Source organism: Pedobacter sp. MR2016-19 (genome assembly GCF_014947265.1).
Classification (GTDB): domain Bacteria; phylum Bacteroidota; class Bacteroidia; order Sphingobacteriales; family Sphingobacteriaceae; genus Pedobacter.
In genome coordinates, this window is the sequence record NZ_JADCNK010000020.1 from 74,531 (window position 1) to 96,665 (window position 22,135).

General features: G+C 36.9%; 20 protein-coding genes. 7 read left to right on the forward strand and 13 right to left on the reverse strand.

Annotation, left to right across the window (positions count from 1 at the left end; all coding sequences use genetic code 11):
* Positions 1 to 128 precede the first annotated feature (128 nt).
* Together IM793_RS20305 and IM793_RS20310 are read left to right on the forward strand one after the other, a co-directional pair.
* Positions 129 to 761, forward strand: coding sequence for a phosphatase PAP2 family protein (locus tag IM793_RS20305; RefSeq protein ID WP_193424512.1), 633 nt, complete (start codon positions 129 to 131; stop codon positions 759 to 761).
* A 96-nt stretch (positions 762 to 857) separates the two neighbouring features.
* Complete coding sequence (locus IM793_RS20310) at positions 858 to 1,523, forward strand: HAD family phosphatase (RefSeq protein ID WP_193424514.1); 666 nt, start codon at positions 858 to 860, stop codon at positions 1,521 to 1,523.
* Positions 1,524 to 1,596: 73 nt separating this feature from the next.
* Here the strand turns inward: IM793_RS20310 and IM793_RS20315 are convergent, their stop codons facing one another.
* Positions 1,597 to 2,769, reverse strand: a complete 1,173-nt coding sequence (locus IM793_RS20315) for an aldose epimerase family protein (RefSeq protein WP_193424516.1) — start codon at positions 2,767 to 2,769, stop codon at positions 1,597 to 1,599.
* A gap of 367 nt (positions 2,770 to 3,136) precedes the next feature.
* On the opposite strand from IM793_RS20315, the gene mgrA reads away from it, so the two are divergent.
* Both mgrA and IM793_RS20325 read left to right on the forward strand, forming a co-directional pair.
* Positions 3,137 to 4,126, forward strand: coding sequence for an L-glyceraldehyde 3-phosphate reductase (mgrA, locus tag IM793_RS20320; RefSeq protein ID WP_193424518.1), 990 nt, complete (start codon positions 3,137 to 3,139; stop codon positions 4,124 to 4,126).
* 864 nt (positions 4,127 to 4,990) lie between these two features.
* Positions 4,991 to 5,932 carry a cation diffusion facilitator family transporter gene (locus IM793_RS20325; protein ID WP_193424521.1) on the forward strand — a complete coding sequence of 314 codons (942 nt, stop codon included), beginning with the start codon at positions 4,991 to 4,993 and terminating at the stop codon, positions 5,930 to 5,932.
* Between the two features lie 219 nt (positions 5,933 to 6,151).
* Here IM793_RS20325 and IM793_RS20330 read toward each other — a convergent pair whose 3' ends face one another.
* The 4 genes from IM793_RS20330 to IM793_RS20345 form a co-directional block, all read right to left on the reverse strand.
* Positions 6,152 to 7,081 carry an NADP-dependent oxidoreductase gene (locus IM793_RS20330; RefSeq protein WP_193424523.1) on the reverse strand — a complete coding sequence of 310 codons (930 nt, stop codon included), beginning with the start codon at positions 7,079 to 7,081 and terminating at the stop codon, positions 6,152 to 6,154.
* Between the two features lie 11 nt (positions 7,082 to 7,092).
* A complete protein-coding gene (locus tag IM793_RS20335; RefSeq protein ID WP_193424525.1) occupies positions 7,093 to 8,466 on the reverse strand; it encodes an NAD-dependent succinate-semialdehyde dehydrogenase in 1,374 nt (457 codons plus the stop codon).
* Positions 8,467 to 8,519: 53 nt separating this feature from the next.
* A complete protein-coding gene (locus IM793_RS20340) occupies positions 8,520 to 9,665 on the reverse strand; it encodes a cell wall metabolism sensor histidine kinase WalK (protein ID WP_193424527.1) in 1,146 nt (381 codons plus the stop codon).
* 114 nt (positions 9,666 to 9,779) lie between these two features.
* A complete protein-coding gene (locus IM793_RS20345; RefSeq protein ID WP_193424529.1) occupies positions 9,780 to 10,949 on the reverse strand; it encodes a DUF3095 domain-containing protein in 1,170 nt (389 codons plus the stop codon).
* A 155-nt stretch (positions 10,950 to 11,104) separates the two neighbouring features.
* Between IM793_RS20345 and IM793_RS20350 the strand changes: the two genes are divergently transcribed.
* Complete coding sequence (locus IM793_RS20350; RefSeq protein ID WP_193424531.1) at positions 11,105 to 13,603, forward strand: TonB-dependent receptor; 2,499 nt, start codon at positions 11,105 to 11,107, stop codon at positions 13,601 to 13,603.
* A gap of 57 nt (positions 13,604 to 13,660) precedes the next feature.
* Here IM793_RS20350 and IM793_RS20355 read toward each other — a convergent pair whose 3' ends face one another.
* The 6 genes from IM793_RS20355 to IM793_RS20380 form a co-directional block, all read right to left on the reverse strand.
* Positions 13,661 to 14,155, reverse strand: a complete 495-nt coding sequence (locus IM793_RS20355; RefSeq protein ID WP_193424533.1) for an RICIN domain-containing protein — start codon at positions 14,153 to 14,155, stop codon at positions 13,661 to 13,663.
* 37 nt (positions 14,156 to 14,192) lie between these two features.
* The gene (locus IM793_RS20360) at positions 14,193 to 14,390 is read right to left on the reverse strand and encodes a hypothetical protein (RefSeq protein WP_193424536.1); all 198 of its coding nucleotides are present in this window, start codon (positions 14,388 to 14,390) and stop codon (positions 14,193 to 14,195) included.
* 481 nt (positions 14,391 to 14,871) lie between these two features.
* A complete protein-coding gene (locus IM793_RS20365; RefSeq protein WP_193424538.1) occupies positions 14,872 to 15,168 on the reverse strand; it encodes a Dabb family protein in 297 nt (98 codons plus the stop codon).
* A 50-nt stretch (positions 15,169 to 15,218) separates the two neighbouring features.
* Entirely contained in the window at positions 15,219 to 17,915 is a 2,697-nt protein-coding gene (gene ligD / locus IM793_RS20370; protein WP_193424540.1) for a DNA ligase D, read from the reverse strand.
* Positions 17,916 to 17,925: 10 nt separating this feature from the next.
* Entirely contained in the window at positions 17,926 to 18,099 is a 174-nt protein-coding gene (locus tag IM793_RS20375; RefSeq protein ID WP_193424543.1) for a DUF3606 domain-containing protein, read from the reverse strand.
* Between the two features lie 105 nt (positions 18,100 to 18,204).
* Positions 18,205 to 19,416, reverse strand: a complete 1,212-nt coding sequence (locus IM793_RS20380; protein WP_193424545.1) for a glycosyltransferase family 87 protein — start codon at positions 19,414 to 19,416, stop codon at positions 18,205 to 18,207.
* Positions 19,417 to 19,693: 277 nt separating this feature from the next.
* Here IM793_RS20380 and IM793_RS20385 point away from each other — a divergent pair, with 277 nt between their 5' ends.
* On the forward strand, positions 19,694 to 19,915 hold the full coding sequence (locus IM793_RS20385; RefSeq protein WP_193424547.1) for a DUF3606 domain-containing protein: 222 nt from the start codon (positions 19,694 to 19,696) through the stop codon (positions 19,913 to 19,915).
* Positions 19,916 to 19,922: 7 nt separating this feature from the next.
* Positions 19,923 to 20,120, forward strand: coding sequence for a hypothetical protein (locus IM793_RS20390; RefSeq protein ID WP_193424549.1), 198 nt, complete (start codon positions 19,923 to 19,925; stop codon positions 20,118 to 20,120).
* Between the two features lies 1 nt (position 20,121).
* Here the strand turns inward: IM793_RS20390 and IM793_RS20395 are convergent, their stop codons facing one another.
* Together IM793_RS20395 and IM793_RS20400 are read right to left on the reverse strand one after the other, a co-directional pair.
* Entirely contained in the window at positions 20,122 to 21,258 is a 1,137-nt protein-coding gene (locus tag IM793_RS20395) for a serine hydrolase (RefSeq protein WP_193424551.1), read from the reverse strand.
* Positions 21,259 to 21,324: 66 nt separating this feature from the next.
* Entirely contained in the window at positions 21,325 to 21,786 is a 462-nt protein-coding gene (locus IM793_RS20400; protein WP_193424553.1) for a VOC family protein, read from the reverse strand.
* Positions 21,787 to 22,135 lie beyond the last annotated feature (349 nt).

The window sequence follows — 22,135 nt, forward strand, 5'->3', positions numbered from 1 at the left end:
GTTAAAGCAATAAAGATAATATTTTTTAACAATTTCGACCATTAAAGCATATCTAATTTAAAAAGCCTGTTTTTTTTATTCTATTGGCATAAAATCCATAGTTTTGATTTTTTGATTTACCTATGACTATGCCTTTAAAACGAAATACACTAATTTTAATACTCGCATTGCTGATTGCTGCCTTTACTTGTTTAAGTTTTTTTATTGCGCAGCATCCCATACTTGATTTTGACATTAAAACTTCGCTATTTATTCAACAATACCATGCAGACTGGTTGGATAAATTGATGTTGGCCATCAGCTTTTTTGGCGAACTTCCCTATTCATTACTTTCAGTAGTAGTTGTGGCGTTTATATTTTATTATCAGAAATATAAACGTGAGGGAATATTCATTTCGACTGTGCTACTATCCGGATTAATTATTCTGGGTATAAAAAATGTAATCGACCGTCCTCGCCCTACTGCATTTTACGTACGTCTGGTAGAAGTAAACAGGTTTCAAAGCTATCCCAGCGGGCATGTACTTTCTTACACGCTTTTTTTTGGTTTCTTAATTATTTTGATGAGTACTTTGAAAGATGTGCCGAGGCTAACAAGGAATATAGTAACCTATTTATCAGCATTTTTGATGATCACCATTGCCCCATCCAGAATTTACCTGGGTGCACATTGGTTTACAGATACCGTTGGTGGTTTTCTTTTAGGCTTGATTTGCCTCTTCCCACTTTGTTACTTTTATTTTAAAAAGCAAAAAGATTAATACTTTCTTACTGTTTCACTTTCTTGATGAGTTAAATTTTGGTAATGATAACCGTATTTTATCATAATCATAAAAAAATCTGATAATTTTGCAGCCATGACGAACGATAAACCTAAAGCTTTCCTTTTCGATCTTAACGGAACCATGATTAATGATATGGCTTTCCATAATCGTGCCTGGCATGATATACTTACGCAAGATTTAGGCGCAAGCATCAGCTTTGATGCGGTTAAAAAACAGATGTACGGCAAAAACCAGGATCTGTTGGAACGTGTTTTTGGTGTTGGTCATTTCTCGCAGGAACAGATTGATCAGATTTCTATCGAGAAAGAACACCGCTATCAGGCGGCATATAAAAAACACTTATCGTTAATAGCTGGCTTAGGCGATTTTTTTGAAAAAGCAAAACAATCAGGCATTCAAATGGCAATTGGTTCGGCAGCTATTCCTTTCAACATTAATTTTGTTCTTGATAACTTAAATATCCGCTCTTATTTTAAAGCTATAGTAAGTGCTGAAGACGTTGTACATAGTAAACCAGATCCGGAAACCTTTACCAAAGGGGCTGAAATTTTAGGTATTGAAGCTAAGCAATGTATCGTTTTTGAAGATGCACCAAAAGGTGTTGAAGCCGCCCAAAATGCGGGGATGAAATGTGTTGTACTAACCACCATGCACACCAGGGAAGAATTTTCTGATTACAATAACGTTTTTGCTTTTATAGAAGATTATACTGATCCTGTTTTACAGGAACTTTTCTAAAATAAATACAGCTTGCATTTCTACAGGCCGTATTTATTTTATGATCATCGGGATACATTGATCCTTAACATGATTATTTGGTAAATTTATAGATAGAACTCGTTTTATACACCTCTCCTGGCTTTAAAACCGTTGACGGAAAAGCAGGTTGATTTGGAGAATCCGGAAAATGCTGCGTTTCCATTGCAATTGCGGTTCTAAAATCATCCTTAGCACCAGTTTTAAAAGTATTTTTACTTTGCATAAAGTTCCCGCTGTAGAACTGTAAACCTGGCTCCTGCGTATAAATATCCATTATAATACCCGATTTATCTCCCTTAACCGTAGCCGCATGGAACATGCCCATTGCTTTGGTTTTATTAAGCACGTAATTGTGATCGTAACCTTTACCAAAAGTTAATTGCTCATTTTTATCATTTATACGAGCACCAATAGTTGTTGCGGTGGTGAAATCGAAGGGCGTACCCTTAACTTTATCCATTTTTCCTGTCGGGATTAAAGTAGAATCAACAGGTGTATATTCATCTGCATAAATCTGCACTTCGTGATTCAAAATCTCACCACTTCCATCGCCATTTAAATTAAAAAATGCATGATTTGTTAAATTTACCACTGTGGTTTTATCTGTTTTAGCTTCATAATCCATTTTCAATTCATTATCATCTGTTAACGTATAAATTACCTTAACATCTAAATTACCAGGAAAATTTTCATCGCCATCTTTTGATAGATAATGTAGCACCAATGTATTTGGATTAGGCTGGCTCGCATCCCAGACTACATATTGATAGCCTTTTTTCCCACCATGAAGGGTATTCTGGCCATTATTGGTAAACAGCGAATAGGTTTTACCTTCAAGCGTAAATTTACCTTTGGCAATGCGGTTGCCATACCGGCCAATAGTTGCGCCAAAATAGGGTTCAGTAGATTTTTCGTAATCTCCAACACTTTTAAAACCCACCACCACATCTACCAGTTTTCCGTCTTTGTTTGGCATCAATAAGCTCACTAAACGTCCGCCGTAATTGGTAAAAATTGCTTCCGCATTGTTCTTATTCTTTAAAGTATACAATGCTGTTTGTTTACCATCAATTACCTTTTTAAAAGAATCAGGGACTAATTTTACAACTGCAGCAGAGTCGCTTTTCAAACTATCTGTAGAAGAAGTTTTTTTGGTTTCAGATTGGCAGGACGCAAACCCGATTGCAGCCAGAACGCCGAGGCCTGCTAATGATTTTAATTTCATAAAATGGAATACTTGGTTTAGATTTTAATTATAAATATATCACTTAATTTCACAAATAAAACGATTTAGAATAAGTAAAAAGCATATCTTATAGAATAATTACCTAAGAAATCAGCAACGATACGATTTGCAGAATTGATAATCACAAAATGTGGAAATCTTAAAATACCGGATCTTAACTTTTAAGGAAACGAAGGCAGTATTTATAATTATTGTTCTACTCCCAACCTTTAATCAGTTTTCGCCAAATATTTACCGCGACGGGAATACTGATTTATAATCATCACTTATGAGGTGGTAATATATTAACGAATAGCCATCAAAATCCGCTAAAACTGATTATTATTGTGGCAATCAAAACCAAAATATGAACCAAATCATTTCAACAGACCGTTACGACAAAATGCCATATCGCCGTTGTGGGAACAGTGGCTTAAAATTGCCCGCTATATCACTGGGTTTATGGCATAATTTCGGACATGTAAACGTTTTTGAAAATAGCAAAAATCTCATCTCTACTGCTTTTAACAATGGAATTACCCACTTCGATTTAGCCAATAATTATGGTCCGCCTCCTGGTTCGGCTGAAGAAGTTTTCGGAAAAATCCTTTATGAAGATTTTAAAGGCTACCGTGACGAAATGATTATTTCGAGCAAAGCGGGATATACCATGTGGGATGGTCCTTATGGTGACTGGGGTTCGAAAAAATACCTGGTTTCTAGCTTAGACCAAAGCTTAAAACGCATGAAACTGGATTATGTTGATATTTTTTACCACCATCGGCCGGATCCTGAAACTCCTTTGGAAGAAACTATGGGCGCTTTAAGTCTTTTAGTTCAACAAGGCAAAGCTTTGTATGTGGGTATTTCAAATTATCAGGCGGAAGAAGCTGCAAAAGCTATTAAAATTTTAAAAGATAACGGTACTCCGTGTTTAATCCACCAGCCGAAATATTCCATGTTTGAACGTTGGGTAGAAAATGGTTTACTTGATGTTTTAGCACAAAATGGTGTGGGTTGTATTCCGTTTTCGCCATTGGCTCAGGGTTTACTCACCGATAAATATTTACATGGCATTCCTTCCGATTCGAGAGTTGCTACAAGTGGTATTTTCCTGAAAGAAAGTAATATTACACCAGAGAAATTAGCTGTAATTACCAAACTTAATGATGTTGCCAAATCGCGTGGACAAAAATTAGCGCATATGGCTTTATCCTGGATACTGAAAGACAACAGGGTAACTACTGTTCTGATTGGCGCCAGTAAACCAGAGCAGATTACCGATTCAATTAAAGCATTAGATAACATTGAATTTAGTGAAACTGAAATCAAATTGATTGATGAGATTTTAGGTTAAAAATCCCAAAAATAGCCGTCATCCCGATCCGATAGCTATCGGACGGAGCATAGCGAAATGGAGAGATCTTTGAACTTTGTTAAAAGATTTCTCCACAGCGGTCGAAAGGGCAATTATATCCGCTCATACTTTTCAAAACCAAATTAAAACCGTTTAAGAGTCGAAAAAATCGTCATTGTCGCCCAGACCTATCGTGTGGACACATCTATGTTAGCCTGTATTTGTTTTTAGTAGATATTCCTAAGACGATCGTCATGCTGAATTTATTTCAGCATCTTTCCTGCTAAATTACAAGCTTTTATATCTTAAAAACTATATTTTGAGATAAATGTTGATTTTTTTTACGCTCTATACCTTATCGTGTCGACATAATTAAGTAAAGCATTCTTCATCGCTCTATGCCGCGTGGCATGGTACTTTGGAGCGCCAAAGTACCCAAAGCGCTTTGTCAATCCAGCAATGAGCCTCTTGCACAATCTCACACGCATCAAAAAAACAGCGACACTTCGTTTTGTGTTCAATATTTTTTAAAATAAAATCATCGGTTACGAACACAAAACCACTGCGTTTCAGGTTTGTTACGGCCATTTTTACTGTTGTGCACCTGTGTTTTTTTGATTTTCCCGGCTCTTGGGATTGACAGCGTCCTTGGTTAAAATCCGTGCTTTATTAATGTTGCTTAGCAAAACGCCTAAACTAAACTTAAAAAAGATATGCCCACACGATAGGCACAGGCTGGAACCTTAAAGAGTATAAATTAGTATTCCCAATTGAATTGGGAATACCGTATCTTTTCATCGCTCGTTATAAAACCAAATCAAATTAAAACCGTTTAAGAAATGAATCCTTTACATTTCTTAATCTATGGCAAGAGCCAACAATTCTATTTACAGCGCATTAGCGGCCAATTTATTAATTGCAGTAACCAAATTCATTGCAGGAGCATTTACCAACAGTTCATCAATGATTGCCGAAGGCATTCACTCTACGGTTGACACCAGCAATCAACTTTTATTGCTCTATGGCTTAAAAAGAAGTGTAAGACCACCTGATAAATCCCGTCCATTTGGCTACGGTAAAGAACTGTATTTCTGGTCGTTCATTGTATCCATTATGATTTTTGGTTTAGGTGGTGTATTATCGATTTCGCAAGGGATTTCGCATATCCGTCATCCTGAAGTTTTGGGCAATCCAACCTGGAATTATGTGGTACTGGGATTATCTTTCTTATTTGAGGGAGCTTCTTTGATTATTGCGATGAAGGAATTTAACAAAACACGTAAAGGTTTGCCATGGTGGAAAGCCATTATTAAAAGTAAAGATCCCTCTGGCTTTTTAGTATTGTTTGAGGATGGTGCTGCCGTTTTAGGATTATTGATTGTTTTTATATTTATGGTATTAAACCACAACTTAAACCTTCCATTTTTAGATGGACTGGCTTCTGTTCTGGTGGGTACACTCTTAATTTTCGTATCCTTTATACTGGCCAGGGAAAGCCGTAGTTTATTAATGGGCGAAGGTTTAACGCCAGAAACACAGCAGAAGATAAAAGAACTGGCAGAAAATGATCAGGATGTAATTACGGTAACAAGCATTTTATCCCAGTATCAATCACCAAAGGAAGTATTGCTGGTGCTCATTCTTACGTTTAAAGCAGAATTAAATACCACTGATTTGACTAATGCGATTGACAGGTTGAGGGATAAAATAAAATCAGAATATAATGTTATTAAGTTTGTAATTATTCAACCACAGTCTGCTGATGTAGCGGAGAATGATTTTAGCAGGGATATCTTTTTGGAGTAATCTTTGTTTTTTTTATAGCATAGGACGTTGAGAGAGACGCAAAGCACGCAAAAAGAGATTTAGGTATATTTTTTTTCACCATTAAGCTATTAAGATCATTAAGATTTAAAACTGAATATTATCGTCCTTCTGAATTTATTCAGGAGGACGATAACAATATGAATTATTATTTTTATTAATCTTCGGATCTCAGACATCCGGCTTTGGACTTCCCTACCCCTAAATTACCTGCAATACAATTTTTCCTCTTGTATGTCCCTGCTCACTTTCGGTTTGCGCTTGCCTGGCGCTGGTAAAAGGCAAAACTTTTTCTATAACAGGTTTAACTTTACCAGAATCGATCAGAGTAGCAATTTCAGTCAGTTGATCAGGAATTGATTGTGCAGTAAAACCGATAAGATGAACGTTTTTCGCTTTTGCTTCTGCTACAAACTCTGGCATTAAGGTGGTGATTACCCTTCCTCCTGTTTTTAATACATTTAGTGATTTTAGTTGCGTTTCTCCGCCAATGGTATCTAAAACCAAGTCAACATCACTTAAAGCAGTCTCAAAATCTTCCATTTTATAATCGATTACCTCATCGGCACCTAAGCGCTTCAAAAAATCGATATTAGCGCTTGATGCGGTACCGATCACGTAAGCTCCTTTCCATTTTGCAAATTGTACGGCATAGGTTCCTACCCCACCGGCTGCTGCGTGAATCAATACTTTTTGTCCAGGTTTTAACAGACCATGGTCGAATAATGCTTGCCATGCCGTTAAACCTGCCAGGGGTACTGCGGCAGCCTCGGTATGCCCAATGCTAGTGGGTTTAATGCTGATGATGTTGGCTTTTACCACAATGTATTCAGCATAAGCACCGTTTTTTGTTGGATCTGGCCTGCCATAAACTTCATCTCCCTTTCTAAAAGCACTCACTTTTTCGCCTAATGCTTCAATTGTTCCGGAAACATCCCAACCGAGGGTTAAAGGTAATTTTCCTGGAAATTTCTCTTTCCTTTGTCCTTCTCTAATTTTCCAATCCACCGGATTTACGCTGGTTGCATGCACTTTAATCAATACTTCGTCTGGTGCTGGCTGGGGAACCGGAATTTCATCTATGGATAAAACTTCTGGTCCGCCAAACTCATGGATTCTAACTGCTTTCATATCGGATATTATTATTTGATGTACACGGTTTTAATATTTACGAACTCATGAATACCGAACATACTTAATTCACGGCCGTAGCCAGATTCATTGATGCCTCCAAAAGGCAATGCTGGATCTGATTTAACACCTTCATTTACAAAACAAGAGCCTGCTTCAAGTTTATTTCGTGCAATATCTTCTGCTATTGCTGCATTTTCGGTAAAAACTGCTGCGCCCAATCCAAAATTGGTATCATTGGCAATGCGGATGGCATCTTCAGTATCTTCTGCGGAGATAATTGCAGCTACCGGACCGAATATTTCTTCATCATAAGCCAATACACCCTTTTTTACATGGGTTAATATGGTGGGTTGGTAATAAGCATGTTTACCTTCCATACCGGGGATTTCTCCACCCAGAATACATTTTGCACCCTGTTCAATACTCTTTAAAACCTGATGATGCAATTCATCACGAAGGTCTGCCCTCGCCATTGGTCCTAAATCAGTATCGTTCTGTAAGGGATCGCCAGTTTTTTTACTTGCCATTTCGGTTTTAAAAAGTCGGGTAAATTGAGTTTCAACTGTTTTGACCACAATGAAGCGTTTCGCAGCAATACAACTTTGGCCGTTATTGATTAACCTGGCTTCTGCACATATTTTGGCCGCCTTTTTTAAATCAGCATCTTCCAAAATCACATAAGGATCGCTCCCACCAAGTTCCAAAACTGTTTTTTTAATTAATTTCCCTGCTTGTTCGGCTACTTTTTTACCGGCTTCGGTGCTTCCTGTAAGGGTTACGGCTTTGATATAGGGGTTTTCTATTACTTTTGGGATGGATTTACTACTGCAGATCAGTGTTTTAAAAACATTCGCAGGAAAGCCAGCATCTTCAATTACTTTTTCTATTTCTATGGCGCAGCCCGTAACACCTGATGAGTGTTTTAAAACACCGCAGTTACCAGCTATTAAGGCTGGCGCCAAAAAGCGAAACACTTGCCATAAAGGGAAATTCCAGGGCATAATGGCCAATACTACACCAATAGGCTGGAAGCTCACATAACTTTTGGTTGCACTGGTTTTTATGGTTTGATCAGCTAAAAATTCAGCACCATTTTTAGCATAGTATTCACAAACAGAAGCACATTTGACAACTTCGGCAACACCAGCTTTTAGGGGTTTGCCCATTTCTAACGCCATAAGTTCGGCCAGCTGATCTTTGCGTTCGATTAAAAGTTTCGAAACCTGCAGGAGTAGCTTTGAGCGGCTTTGAAAATCGGTTTCCTTATAACTTAACCATGCTTGATGTACCTGATCGATTTTCTGATCAATTAACGCTTCAGTATCTTCCTGATAGGTTTTTATGATTGCCCCGTTTACAGGGTTTATAGATGAAATGCTCATTTAACAATAACAAATGAGCATTTAAGATTGTGTTTTTTATTTGAATATATTAGCTAAGAAACAATTGGAATATCAAAATGGAAGGTAGAACCTTCGCCGTACTTACTTTCTACCCATATTTTGCCGTTATGGCGGTTAATAATCTCTGCGCTGAGGTATAAACCTATCCCGAAACCTGAAATGGTTTTAGTTTGCTGGCTTTCTACACGATAAAACCGGTCAAAAAGTTTTTCCAGATCATGGGCCTGGATGCCAATGCCTTGATCGGTTACAGAAACATTTACTTCACTCTCTTTGCTTGCCGATTGAATCAAAACAGTACTGTTCTGATCTGAATATTTTACAGCGTTGCTAATCAAATTTGAAATTACAGAGCCAATTTTATCTTTATCTGCATAAATTATTTTAGCATCTCCCTCTTCAAAATCAATCTGGTTAGTAGGGTATATTAATCTTAAATCTTCAACAAGATCATGAATCAGTTTATTGAGATCAAAATGTGATAGGTTCAATTGAATTTCTCCTGATTCTAAACGCGATACATTTAAAAAAGAACTGATTAATGTGCTCATTTTGCGGATCTGCTTTTGCACCTTAGCTAAAGTATTTGCGACAAAAGTATCTGTTAAACTTCGACTCTGCATTAACTGTACGTAAGCACTGATAGAAGTTAATGGCGTTTTCAACTCATGGCTTACCATACTGATAAAATCATTCTTTTGCTGTTCTTCCTTTATGCTGATTAAAATCTGTTCCTGGTCCAGTGCTTCACGTTGCTGTTCTGTCTCTTTAATTACCTTTTTTGCCTTTATCATATCAGTAACATCGCTAGCGGTATGAAGAATACAATAAGGTATTCCGGAATCATCCTTAATGGCCCGATATTCGTAGGTATAATAAGCGGTATGTAACTTACCATCCCTCATTGTTTCGGCAGGAATAGCATCACCATTATTCGTAATTCCTGTAAGCAACACATTTTTCAACATATTAATAAAAGGCTGTCCCTTTAACTCAGGCACTGCATCTTCCAGGGGCTTGCCAATAACAGAGCGGTCTTTACCCCAAAAGGAAATCATGGCGTCGTTGGCCATTTCAATTACGATTTGTTCTGAAGTGTATATAGCTGTTGCATCTTTTGATAAGAAAAGAACCTCTAAAAGTTGATCATTACTTAAAACCTTTGAATAACTTTTCATATATGGTAGACTATGCTGATATTTTGATGAATCAAATTGAACTAAGTATCATACAAGTCAGCCTTCACAAATGTTTGGGTTAGTCTGTTAAATAGTATGTTAAATTGTTGACTTTTATCGCAAAGCGTTAAATTTATCGCGTATTTTCTGTTTAAGAATTCCTGCGGCCTGAGTATATCCTCCATCTGCTCCATCAACAAAATGAATATGGTCATCTTCCAGGTCCCTTACATAACAAGACATCACCGATTCTCCACTTACGTAAAAAGCATATAAAATTTCATTGTTTTTTTCAAGCTGGTTAAGGGCTTGCTCTAATGCCAAACGTTGCTTTGCCGTACCGGTAATTACCGTATTTATCCTGCCATCTACCACGAGTGTATCCGACATTTCGACAAGTTGCCTGAGGTATTTTTTACCTCGGTCTGTCCGGAAATAAATATATCCGTAAACGTTGATGAACCATGATTTAATGAATTCAAGAAATTTAATCTTTCCCAGGCGGTGCTTCATCTCCTTACCCAAACTATTAAAGCTTGTTCGGAAAATCAATTTAGGAACAGAAATGGGTTGACGCTTTTCCTGACTTCCGTAAATTTGATCAAGGTGAAGGATTACTTTGCTGAACACGGCTGCCTGTTGCGCTATTTCTGATGCAATAACCACTAAAGTAACCACCTCATCACTGTTTTCGGGTGGTTCAATCTTGTCCCAGCGACATTGCATCCCACTTAAATCAATTTCATCGCTTGCGGTATTATGATCAGCCAGCAGGTAATTCTCTCCCTTTATAATTTGTTCTGCATAAGCCAGGCCATCGCCCAAAACAATGGGTATAGAAAATGTTTCTGAGCTGCTAAATCTACAAATCTTAAGGGTATGACCATTTTTATAAATTTCTTCAACGGGTATAATTCCAGTTCTTAAATCGAGGTTAAAATTTAGTAAAGTATTCTCTTTGTATTTTAACAGTGATTTCATCACATCATCTACAATACCTGGCGGAACAATAAAAGTGGCTCCATCGCCACCAAAAAAGAATGGAACCGAAATGTTGGCTTTAAACGCAATATTGAGCACGGCTACAATACTTCCCGTAGCAATAAGGTTAACATTCTCGTGCAGACCCGAATTTACAGCAGCTGTTGAACGCTTGATATCAGTAATAATTACGCACCAGCTTGCAATTACCTTTTCAAATAATTGATTTTTAATCAATAACTGATGTAATGGCATTTTATGAATGGGCAAATTGGAATAAAAATGATCTTCGCTATCTGGCATAATTCGAATTAATACACCTAATATACGCATAACAAAAGCTTAAGTTTTTCTAAACCCCGACTAAAAACTAAGTTTATTTAGAACAAATAAAAATAATTTGCTAATCCGCTTCAAAAACGGTTCCTTTGCGGCCACTAAGAATTAATCTAAATAAAATGAATAAACAATTTACTCTTCTTTTAAATTTTATAGCGCTTTTTCTGTTTTTAGCAGGAAATACAATGGCACAAAACAAAAATGGCTCTGTTTCTGGTTCAATAAAAACAAGTGATGGCGATCCGGCTGCTTATGTAAATGTTGGATTAAAAAACACAGGCAAAACTACACAAACTGATGAAAAAGGTAATTTCACCTTCAAAAATATAACACCCGGCTCTTATACGATTAAAACGTCTGCTATTGGTGTTTCTGCTCAGGAAAAATCGGTTACTGTTATTGCCGGTCAAACTGTAAATGTAGATTTCGCCCTCGCAGAATCTTCTTCACAATTAGATGAAGTAGCCATTAACGGATATAAAACGCCAAATAGAAAGCCAGTTAACTTAGGTAAAATTGCTATCGCGCCAATGGATCTTCCACAGGCAGTACAGATTATTGGAAATCAAGTAATTACCGACATACAAGCTAATCGTTTAAGTGATGTATTGAAAAATGTAAACGGTGTTGCTTTTGGCGAAAACCGCGGATCGGTAAGTGGTGAAACATTCTTCGCCCGTGGTTATAGCTTAGGCGCCAACAATGTTTTCAAAAATGGATCACGTGCTACCAGTGGTGGTATGCCGGAAACCAGTACTTTAGAATCGGTTGAGGTTTTAAAAGGAAGTGCAGCCTTACTTTACGGTGGCGTAAGTGGTGGTGCTGTAGTGAATATGGTAACCAAAAAACCTAAATTCGAATATGGTGGCGAAGTTTCCATGCGTGCAGGCAGCTATGGCTTATATAAGCCAACAGGTGATATTTATGGCCCTATTACCAAAAATTTAGCTTTCCGATTAATCGGCACTTATGAAGATGCGGCCAGCTTTAGAAACAGTGTAAATTCTAACAGGGTTTACATCAATCCATCCCTGCTTTATAAAATCAATGAGAAAACAGATATTTTATTGCAAGGTGATTACTTAAAAAGCAACATGACACCAGATTTTGGTATCGGCACCGTTGAAAACCAGATTGCAGACATAGGCCGTAAGGCTTTTGTAAATGCACCCTGGGCTTATAACAAAACCAACACGGTTACTTCACAACTAAACATCAACCATAAATTCAATGGTAACTGGAAGTTGAATATATTGGCCAACCTACAATCTTACAACCGTAATTATTTCAGTGCAGAACGTCCGTTTGCCGATACAAAAGCAGCTAGTAAGCTTTCTTATGGTTTTGCGGAGCGTAACGTTACCCGTTCTAAAACAAAAGAGTTTACCTATAATGAGCAGATTAATTTAAACGGTTATTTCAAAACCGGAAGCATCAGCCACACTTTATTGGTGGGTGCCGATGCTGATCAATCGCGCACTACAAGCGGAGGTTTTACCTTCAATAATAACCTAACAACGTTTAATTATGGCAATGTAAACTTACTTGATGCATCAACTTATTTCGGATCGGGTATTGAGCCAAACGTAAATGTTATTTCAGAAACTTTTGCACCGTTATATCGCATGGGTACTTTTGTTCAGGATTTGATTACTGTTACAGACAAATTTAAAGTGCTTGCAGGTGTTCGTTATACTTTCCAGAAAACTCCAAGAACGGTGAGTACCAATTTGGCAACAGGAGTACAGACTTTAAGTGTAAACAGTCTTGATAAATCGAAAGTTGAAAGTGCTTTTACGCCTAAATTTGGTCTAATCTACCAACCTTTAAAAACCACTTCAGTTTATGCAAGCTATTCGAGCAATTTTGTTCAGAACACCGGAACAGACATTAATTTAGCACCACTGGATCCATCTACACTGCAACAGTATGAAGCTGGTGTTAAAAACGATCTATTTAAGGGCAGATTATCAGTTAATTTAACATGGTATAGAATTGCCAATGATAAATTTGCACAGCAAGCTCCTATCAATGCACAAGGTGCACCAAATGGTGATACAAACATTAAGGAATTAAATGGAAAATCGTTAAGTGATGGTTTAGAACTTGACATTACAGGAACAATTGTAACAGGCCTGAATTTTATTGCAGGTTATAGTTATAATTTTATCCGTTACACCGAAACCCGCGATAAAACAGTATATACTGTGCCTGCTCCTACTGCACAGAACCCGGCAGCAACCAGAACGATAACACTTGGTGGTGTGATAGAAGGGCAAAGATTGGTAGGTTCTACCAAGAACACTGCAAACGGAACTTTATTTTATACTTTCCAGGAAGGAAGTATTAAAGGCTTAAAGCTTGGTGCATCTGCTTATTATACAGGTTCGCGTAACGGTGGTTACAATGACACTAAGGCGCAAACTTATAGCAGGTTAATTCCTTTAAGTGCATTTACTACATTTGATTTATCTGCTGGTTATAGCTGGAAAAAGCTTTCATTATTGGCTAAAATTTCGAATATTACGAATGAATTAAATTACTTTGTACATGAGAACTACAGTGTTAATCCAATTCCTCCACGTCAGTTCATGACTACATTATCTTATAAATTCTAATTAAAAGAATCTTTAAGCAAAAAGCTCCAAATTTAATAGTTTGGAGCTTTTTGTATTTTACATAGTTGGTGCCTGCTCGTAAATTGTCCATTGCTGGCCTTTAGTTTTCGTTTTCTTTGTCAGGATAATGGCTGAATTTGTAGTTCCTTTTTTATCTTCAGGCGTAAGGTAAAGATCGGTTCCTTTGAGTTTGATGAAATACATATCTTTTCCGGCAGGTTCAAATTCGTATTGTTGGTTATTGCTTCCCAGGGTTAAAGGCTGTTCCTCTAAAATTTGTTCAGTAGATTTTGGTTGAAAAGTTTTTCCGGTGAAGAGGTTTTTTAACTGATAAGTATTACCCTCAACAGCAATAAAATTCCAGGTCATGCATTTCCAGTTCTGCGGCTCGTAAGCTACCAATGGTGTTCCATTTTTACCGCTGGCATCTTTAATACGCAACAGCATGCCGGTAAGCACATTTTTGATGGCGAAATTCCCTTTAATGGTTTGGGCCAAAACAACTTGATTAACAAGAACTAAAAAGCACAATGTTATAAGATACTTTCTCATAACACGAATATAATGAATTTGTTAAATCAAGAAAGAATTAAAGAATAATCAGTATGGTACCCGATTTTAGCAGTTTAATGTAGTAATGATATTCCCCATGACGCTTTATCTTTTCAATTTCTGATACTTTGCCAGATTTACCATATTCATCAGATAAAAAATCACCAATTTTGATGCTATCCAACTGATTTACATTAATCGATGCTCTTTTAATAATTGTAGCTGTTTTTTCCATAATGATCGCGGTTTAAAACATTTACGCAATCAAAAACATTTTGGTTTTTCGGCATTATTAATTACTTATAAATAAGTATCTAAAATATAAAATTGTATTTTTAATTAGCAATATACAATTTCATAAAGCAGTTGAGGAGAGAACATTTCTTAAAAAAACTATTTAACCATAGGGCTAATGTCATTAAGTTAAAGGTTTTAACCACAGATGTACACAGATAAACACGGATCTTTACATCTGTGTGCATCCTTTTTATTTGTGGTTAAATTATTTCCACCTGTGCCAATGGGATTACCTTAATGAAATTGAGCCACCAGGCACGCTGAGTAAAGCACAGCATACAATTAAGGCATTTTCTGTATCTTTCATTACATTTCTATACGTTAACCATCAAATCAAGGTGATACTATTCTGTATAACAATGTGTTATTCAGAAATCAAACCATAAAAAAATGCCTCCGGTTTATCGAAGGCATTAATCTTATGCTGCGTCGTAAATAACAACCTTTTCAAAGTAAACTTTGAATTCATCTAAGAAAGCTTTATGCAATGGGTGAACCTGGTAAACATCATGCGCAGCCAAATCTTCAAATAATAAAAGCAAGCTAAAGGTATAGGTAGTATCTACAACGGCACGCTCAATCGGGGCTGGTATGCCTAGATGAAAAGTTTTAACAACTTCAATGTTTTCTAATGTTTGTAAGCTATTGTGGAAAGCAGTTTTTTGCTCGTCGGTGGTATCGGCTTTAAGCCAGAATAAAACGTGGTGTGCGATCATTATTTTAATTTTTTTCAAATATAATGAAAGCGGGAAAAGATCATTCATCTTTATCCAAAAACACTCTTGGCCTTATTTATGGCTTTTTTTAAGTCTATACCTTTGCCTAAAACTCCTTTAAACAGGTCTCCTTCAACTTTTAAACGATCTATAGCATTAAAAATATTAAAATCTTTCATCTTCAAGCCAGGTTTTACTTCATCCCAATGCAAAGGCATAGAAACCGTTGCTCCCACTTTTGGCCGTAAAGAATAAGGTCCGGCGATGGTTGCCCCTGGCCTGTTCTGCAAAAAATCGAGGTACATTTTCCCTTTTCGTGCAGCTACCATCCGTTCTAATGATGTATAATCAGGGATCTGTTTATGTACCAGACTTACAATGATTTTAGCGAACATCTGACTCTGATCATAATCGTATTTTGCATTTAAAGGAATATAAATGTGCATACCGGTAGAGCCTGAGGTTTTACAGTAACTGGGCACCTCAATGGCATCAAGCACTTTTTTGGTTTCAAGGGCAGCCTCAACCACCTGGTCAAAAGTTTGTTTATCCGGATCGAGATCAATTACGCAATAATCGGGATGATCAGGACTTTTTACCCGGCTAAACCAAGGATTCATTTCTATACAACCTAAACTGGCCATCCAAAGCAAGGACGCTTCGTCTGTTCCAACTAGGTATTCTTTTTTTTCGCCTTCGCTGGTTTCATAAGGAAAAGTTTCAACCCAATCCGGCGCTTTTCCTTTTACATCTTTCTGGTAAAAACTCGAACCATGTATTCCGCCAGGAAAGCGATTTAGCGATTGCGGCCGATCTTTTAGGTAAGGTAAAATGTATTCAGCAACCTGATAATAGTAGTTAAACATGTCTCTTTTAGTTACTTTATCTTCAGGCCAATATATTTTACTCAGGTTGGTAAATTTAAGTTCGTGGCCTTTTATTTTTCTCACCTGCGTTTCATCTTTCGGATTTAACAAAGTTTTTGGTTTTTTACTTTCTGGTGCTTTTATTGCCTGTTCATGTGGGCTTCGCTCTTTAGTTTCGTCAATAATTTTTTCTGTGGGCATTTCCACTTCTCTTACCACTTCCGTGGCTTTTTTATCTACTCGCATGCCCTGAAAAGATGGATGTCGAAAAACACCATCATCTGTTACTTCGGTAAAAGCAACTTCGCAAACCAATTCCGGTTTCAACCAGGTGGCTTTTGCCTTTGGTGGATTTGGCCTGAAACGTGAGGGTTTATTTACATCGGGGATACTTTCGAAAGGGCTTTTATCTACTATTATCGGCTTAAACTGCTCCATCATTGTTTTTTGCAATTTATCCGAAAACCCGGTACCTACTTTACCTACATACTGCAATTTTCCTTTTTCATATACGCCCAGTAAAAGTGAACTGAAAGATTTGGAGGTATCGGCATTTTTGGTAAAACCGGCTATAACAACCTCCTGGCGTTTGTGCACTTTAATTTTCAACCACTCTTTCGATCTTCGGTCAGGAACATAAGTGCTATCCGTTTTTTTGGCGATGATGCCTTCCAAACCCATCCTTTGAGCAGCATCAAAAAAATCGACACCACTGGCTTTAAAAACTTTACCTAAACGCACACGGTCATCATCAGTTGGCAGTACATCATTTAAAATAGCCTGACGCTCATCAAGCGGTACTTCCATCAGGTTTTTGCCCTCATACCATAGAATATCGAATACATAAAAAACGAGTTCGCCATCAGCTTCACTTCGCCAGTTTTGCAATGAACCGAAATTGGATATGCCTTTGTCGTTCAACACTAAAATTTCCCCATCCAAAACGGCATTAATTTTCCATTCGTTAAGCAGGTCATAAATGGGATAAAACTTTTCGTTAAATGATTTATTATTCCTCGAAAAGAGTTCTACTTTTCCTTTGTTGATAAATGCTAAGGCCCGGTATCCATCCCATTTCACTTCATACTGCCAGTTTGGATCATCAAATGGCTCATCAACCAATGTGGCCAACATAGGTTTTATGTTTTTAGGCATGGCCGATTTTGGCGCTTTTTTCAGAATGGCTTTTACATCAATGCTTTTATCATCGCCTACGGGTTTTGTTTCTTTTTTAACCTTTGGCCCGGGATTTTTATTTTCAGGCTTTATTTTCTGCTCTTTTCCTGCTTTCCAAACCTTATCGGATGTTTTTTCCATCTTTTCGATTGTTTTTCCGGAAAGCACGGATTTATCTTCTTTAGTTATATCTTTTGTAGAAGCATAATCATCTTTATGTTTAATGAGCAGCCAGCCATTTTCGCCCATACCATGCGTTTTAACCAGGGCAAATTCGCCATGAAGTTTTTCTCCGTTCAATTTAATTTTCAACGAACCTTCATTTAACTGTTTTAAAAGATGTTTTTCCTGTGCTTTTTTACCTTTTATAGCCTCAATCGGTTCATAGGTACCTTCATCCCACACAATCACGGTTCCTCCACCATATTCGCCCTGCGGAATAATGCCTTCAAAATCTTTGTAATCGTAAGGATGATCTTCTACCATCATGGCCAGACGTTTGGTTTTCGGATCGGTTGATGGCCCTTTGGGCACCGCCCAACTTTTTAGAACGCCTTCCATTTCGAGTCTGAAATCGTAGTGCAACCTGGATGCATCGTGTTTTTGAATTACAAAATGTAATTTATTCCGATCGCTACTTTTACCCGATTTCGGTTCTGTAGTTTTTGAGAAATCGCGTTTGGAAACGTACTTTTTCAAACTCATAATCAATATTTTATTTTTTCAAATAATCTTCAACTGCATCGGCAGAGGTTCCGACTGTTTCTACAGCTGCTTTAAGTTTATCTTTGCTCACGCCAAACTTGTTAGACCAATAATCCAGCTCATAAGCTTCGTTAATGTTGATCCTTGACCGGTCAGCCCCACCTTTTTTTTGTTTATCATCCATAAATATTCTGATTAGACAGCTATAAAACAGTCCTATAACGAAAAAGGTTTTAACACCCGTCTTTGCAAACGGGCATTAAAACCTTTAAGAAAATAAATTTTAAACTTAATCTGTTAGCGCAATAACCATTTCCGGCTCTGTTTCGTCCGCATAAGTGAACCTATTATTGATAGCATTATAAATAACCTTTAACCATACCAAAAAATAAGGCAGGCTGATGACAGCTAAAGACAGCGGGTGTGATTTGGCAAAGACCGGGAATAACAATAGCGGGAAATTGCAAGTAATTAAAAGTAAAATGGGCAATAATACCTTTTTCATAGCCGCGTTGCTTTCTTTCACATACCATACGCCTACCCCAATAATGGAGATAATGAATGTACAATCTTCAGCTCCTGTGCTGAATAATATTGGAAAAATCATTACTGACGAAAGAATCATCAATTGGAATTTATCTTTTTTGAAACGCGATATGTTTATTAATGGCAACACAAACAATATGGCTCCAAGGCTGAGGAACAAAAAATTCGGTATTTTCTTCGCATCAAAAAGCGCTCTAAAGAAACCCATAATAGAAATATCGATTCCTCCGCCCAAAACATTGGTCATATTTTTACCCACCAGGGAGTTTTTCCAATCTACATAACAGTGCACTACATAATGATGAGAGGCTAAAAGCATCGGCAACAAGAATATTACTATCGACCACAAGATTAACCAAAAAATAAAAGCCGGCTTCTTTTTGGCAAAAAAGAAAAAAATCAAGCCTACAATACCATAAAGTTTAATAAAAGTACCGAGTACAATGCAAAGCGCAGACCAGATCCCTTTGTTTTTATTCACCTGTGTGTAACTCAATACCATCAGTGCACCTGCACCAGCATTAAACTGCTGGTTAAGCATGGATTCTATTAAACAAGGTATGGCAATATATCCAATAATTATTTTTTGATCTTCAGTTAATGGCAAAGTTTGTATGGCCTTAAAAAGCAAAAAACAGTTAAACAGGTTCCATAACAATAATCCTATCCAATTATGAAAGATTGCAAATGGTGCAATTAACAGGCTAAAGATAGGGCCATAGTGATTCGTATCTTCATGATAAGCCGGATAAGCTGCGTAGAGCGAACGCTCGTGGAGTAAGTTTCTAAACGTATTCTCGAAAATCAGGTAATTATTGTATCGATGTGTTGCCCACGAATCTATTACAAAAATCAGGGTAATCAGTACCCAAAGAAATAATAAAAACCTGTTATCCTGATAAAATTTTCGACTTGAAAACAGACTTTGAGTATTGGTTAAAAAACGGCTCAGCATTGTAAAAATTATATTACAATACAATAGTAAAAATGTAAACTGATAAAACCTAGTTTTTTGTAAAGAAAACGTTACTCTTTTTAGTGATCACAGTCAAAATACTAAAAACCATTGATTTTGGCATTAAAAATTGCTTTGAAACAAATTTTCACGGATTAATTTAAGGTCTTAATGAAAACCTTGGTTAATTATTATTTTTTGAGAATTTACTGACAAAAGTAGAAAACCAAAAGAAAAATATTCTGTTTTTATATTACACTAACCAAAAATTTATAAAATGGAATATCAACTTAACTCGATGAATGCCAGAAAAGAATTTATTGACATTGCAGACGAACAAGACCGGAACTATTGGGCTACCAGATTGGGCATAAGTGCCGAAACACTTAAATCAGCTGTAAAAGCGCTTCACAGCATGGAATTTTCAAAACTGAAAGAACATTTTATGATGGAAAAAATTAAATCCTCAAGTACTTACCAACGATTTTTGAATCAATAACATCGATATGGATTATAGAAATGAAAGCAAAAATCAGGTAACTGTAGAGCAAGCCATTACCGACTTGTCACATTTAATTGATTTAGCACCTGTTAAAAGTATTTTCGACCAAAAAGTGAAAGGAAATAATGTAAACCATCCAAAGGCGGGCATTAGAACTTTAACCGCTTTTTTTAATAAGAACGGTTTATCTAATCTGCTTTAAGCTATTTGAAAAAAGACTGGTACAAACTGGTAATTGCAGCGCGACTGAAATCGGGGAAACCATCTGTATAGGTTGCATTTATTCCGTTGGTAATAATAACAAATCCAAATTTTTCTTTGGGATTAAAAAACATGGTACTATATAAACCATAAGCAGAGCCAGTATGTCCTTTTAACTTAACGCCGGGTATGAGCTGATCGGCAGTTCTAATGGCTAAGCCATATCCTTCATCATCAGTTAAGGCCGTCTGCATCATTTTAGCACTTTTTTTGGTGATTATTTTAACACCATTTGATGTGCCATAATTCATGTGCATCATCATGTATTTGGCTAAATCTGTAGCCGAAATTTTCATTCCTCCTGTTGGCGAAAAAATCGGTGTGGTATAACCCATCACATAATTGGCAATTTCTGCCCGTCTTGGCGCGTAAGCACTTGGAGAAAGTGTATAAGTTTTGGTATCTGGATGATACTCGTACAAATTCACAAAACGTGTGCTGTCCAAAGAATCTATATAATAACCAGCATAAAGTCCTAATGGCTTTATGATGTGGTTTTTCACATAATAATCAAAACGTTCGCCCGATTTCTTCTCAATGATTGCACCAATCAGGTTAAAGTTAAGATTACAATAATCAAATTTGCTTCCCGGGGAATAATCATTATAACATTTGGCCCAATCTGAATTTTTATCAGGATTGATCACATCGAAATTTAAATATCCCTGTGAATCGTTTAAACTGGACGTGTGCGACAACGCCATCTTTAAAGTAATTTTCTGATCTGGAAATTTTGGATTTCTGATTTTAAAACCGACCAGATCTCCAAGATCATCATTGAGAGAAATTTTACCTGCTTCTAACAGCTGCATAATAGATGTTGCTGAAAAAGACTTAGATATCGAAGCAATCCTAAAAATATCCTGATCGTTTAAAGGTAGTTTTTTATCCAAATCTTTTAAACCAAACGAATGGGTGTAAATAATCTGGCCATTTTTGACTACCGCTACGGAAGCGCCAACAGCTTGATATTTTTCCATTACGGATTTAAAATCAGCCTCAGCTTTTTCGTTTTGTGCTTTTGATGGCGTGATAAAACCAACGATCAAAAAAAGTGCATAAAAATATTTAAATTTCATAGTCTTGCAGGATATGGAATAAATATAAATGATGTAGCAAAACAAAGGTCTGACGTAGCAAAGAATTTACCTGGCGTCGTTTACTTCAAGCCAATGTCCATCCGGATCCTTAAAATAAATTTGTTTTACGCCATCAACACGGAGGGTAATTCCATCTTTCTTTCCAGGCCAATCCTCGAAACTGATATTTTTGGAATTCAGCTTTTTTACAAATTCATCAACTGATGGAACACTGAAACACAAATGTCCGTTTTTATCAAAAGTTTCATTTCCTTTTGCCCCCTGGATTAAATGCAACTGTCCGGGTGGCCCTAAGGTAAACCAGGTATGGCGGTTATCTTTAAAAGGTTCGGGAATCATTTTAAGGTTGAAAACACTTTCGTAAAAAGCAGTGGCTTTGTTTAAATCGGCTACATAAACAGCGATATGGTTTAAAACTGCAGGTACATTATCGGGTTTATTTTGCGCCATGGTTTTTTGAAATAGGATAGAAAATAAAATGATGGTGGTTAGAAAGACTTTTTTCATGCTTAAATATCATATAATATTTTTAATAAATGATTTAAAATATAGGATTTAACTATGGGTATGAGAAATTAAGTGAAATTCGTCAATGACGATTCTTCGCGGCCTATCAGTCCGTTGCACCTGTTATCTTCCAATAGAATCGTCGTCATCTCGACTGTAGCGCAGCGAAATGGAGAGATCTATCTAGAAAGATTTCTCGACTGCGTTGCACTCCGCTCGAAATGACGATCGCGGGGAATTTTCCGTGTTCTCTGTGCTTCTGTGGCAAAAAAATAATTGCAGTAAAAAAAGGTCTTAGCGAGACGCTAACAATGCTATTAAGTTAAGGGGTTTGGGGATTTTCAGATAG

Coding starts and splice junctions, on each gene's coding strand:
- IM793_RS20305 (WP_193424512.1), top strand. CDS start 129: ATGCCTTTAAAACGAAATACACTAATTTTAATACTCGCATTGCTGATT.
- IM793_RS20310 (WP_193424514.1), top strand. CDS start 858: ATGACGAACGATAAACCTAAAGCTTTCCTTTTCGATCTTAACGGAACC.
- IM793_RS20315 (WP_193424516.1), bottom strand. CDS start 2,769: ATGAAATTAAAATCATTAGCAGGCCTCGGCGTTCTGGCTGCAATCGGG.
- mgrA (WP_193424518.1), top strand. CDS start 3,137: ATGAACCAAATCATTTCAACAGACCGTTACGACAAAATGCCATATCGC.
- IM793_RS20325 (WP_193424521.1), top strand. CDS start 4,991: ATGGCAAGAGCCAACAATTCTATTTACAGCGCATTAGCGGCCAATTTA.
- IM793_RS20330 (WP_193424523.1), bottom strand. CDS start 7,081: ATGAAAGCAGTTAGAATCCATGAGTTTGGCGGACCAGAAGTTTTATCC.
- IM793_RS20335 (WP_193424525.1), bottom strand. CDS start 8,466: ATGAGCATTTCATCTATAAACCCTGTAAACGGGGCAATCATAAAAACC.
- IM793_RS20340 (WP_193424527.1), bottom strand. CDS start 9,665: ATGAAAAGTTATTCAAAGGTTTTAAGTAATGATCAACTTTTAGAGGTT.
- IM793_RS20345 (WP_193424529.1), bottom strand. CDS start 10,949: ATGCCAGATAGCGAAGATCATTTTTATTCCAATTTGCCCATTCATAAA.
- IM793_RS20350 (WP_193424531.1), top strand. CDS start 11,105: ATGAATAAACAATTTACTCTTCTTTTAAATTTTATAGCGCTTTTTCTG.
- IM793_RS20355 (WP_193424533.1), bottom strand. CDS start 14,155: ATGAGAAAGTATCTTATAACATTGTGCTTTTTAGTTCTTGTTAATCAA.
- IM793_RS20360 (WP_193424536.1), bottom strand. CDS start 14,390: ATGGAAAAAACAGCTACAATTATTAAAAGAGCATCGATTAATGTAAAT.
- IM793_RS20365 (WP_193424538.1), bottom strand. CDS start 15,168: ATGATCGCACACCACGTTTTATTCTGGCTTAAAGCCGATACCACCGAC.
- ligD (WP_193424540.1), bottom strand. CDS start 17,915: ATGAGTTTGAAAAAGTACGTTTCCAAACGCGATTTCTCAAAAACTACA.
- IM793_RS20375 (WP_193424543.1), bottom strand. CDS start 18,099: ATGGATGATAAACAAAAAAAAGGTGGGGCTGACCGGTCAAGGATCAAC.
- IM793_RS20380 (WP_193424545.1), bottom strand. CDS start 19,416: ATGCTGAGCCGTTTTTTAACCAATACTCAAAGTCTGTTTTCAAGTCGA.
- IM793_RS20385 (WP_193424547.1), top strand. CDS start 19,694: ATGGAATATCAACTTAACTCGATGAATGCCAGAAAAGAATTTATTGAC.
- IM793_RS20390 (WP_193424549.1), top strand. CDS start 19,923: ATGGATTATAGAAATGAAAGCAAAAATCAGGTAACTGTAGAGCAAGCC.
- IM793_RS20395 (WP_193424551.1), bottom strand. CDS start 21,258: ATGAAATTTAAATATTTTTATGCACTTTTTTTGATCGTTGGTTTTATC.
- IM793_RS20400 (WP_193424553.1), bottom strand. CDS start 21,786: ATGAAAAAAGTCTTTCTAACCACCATCATTTTATTTTCTATCCTATTT.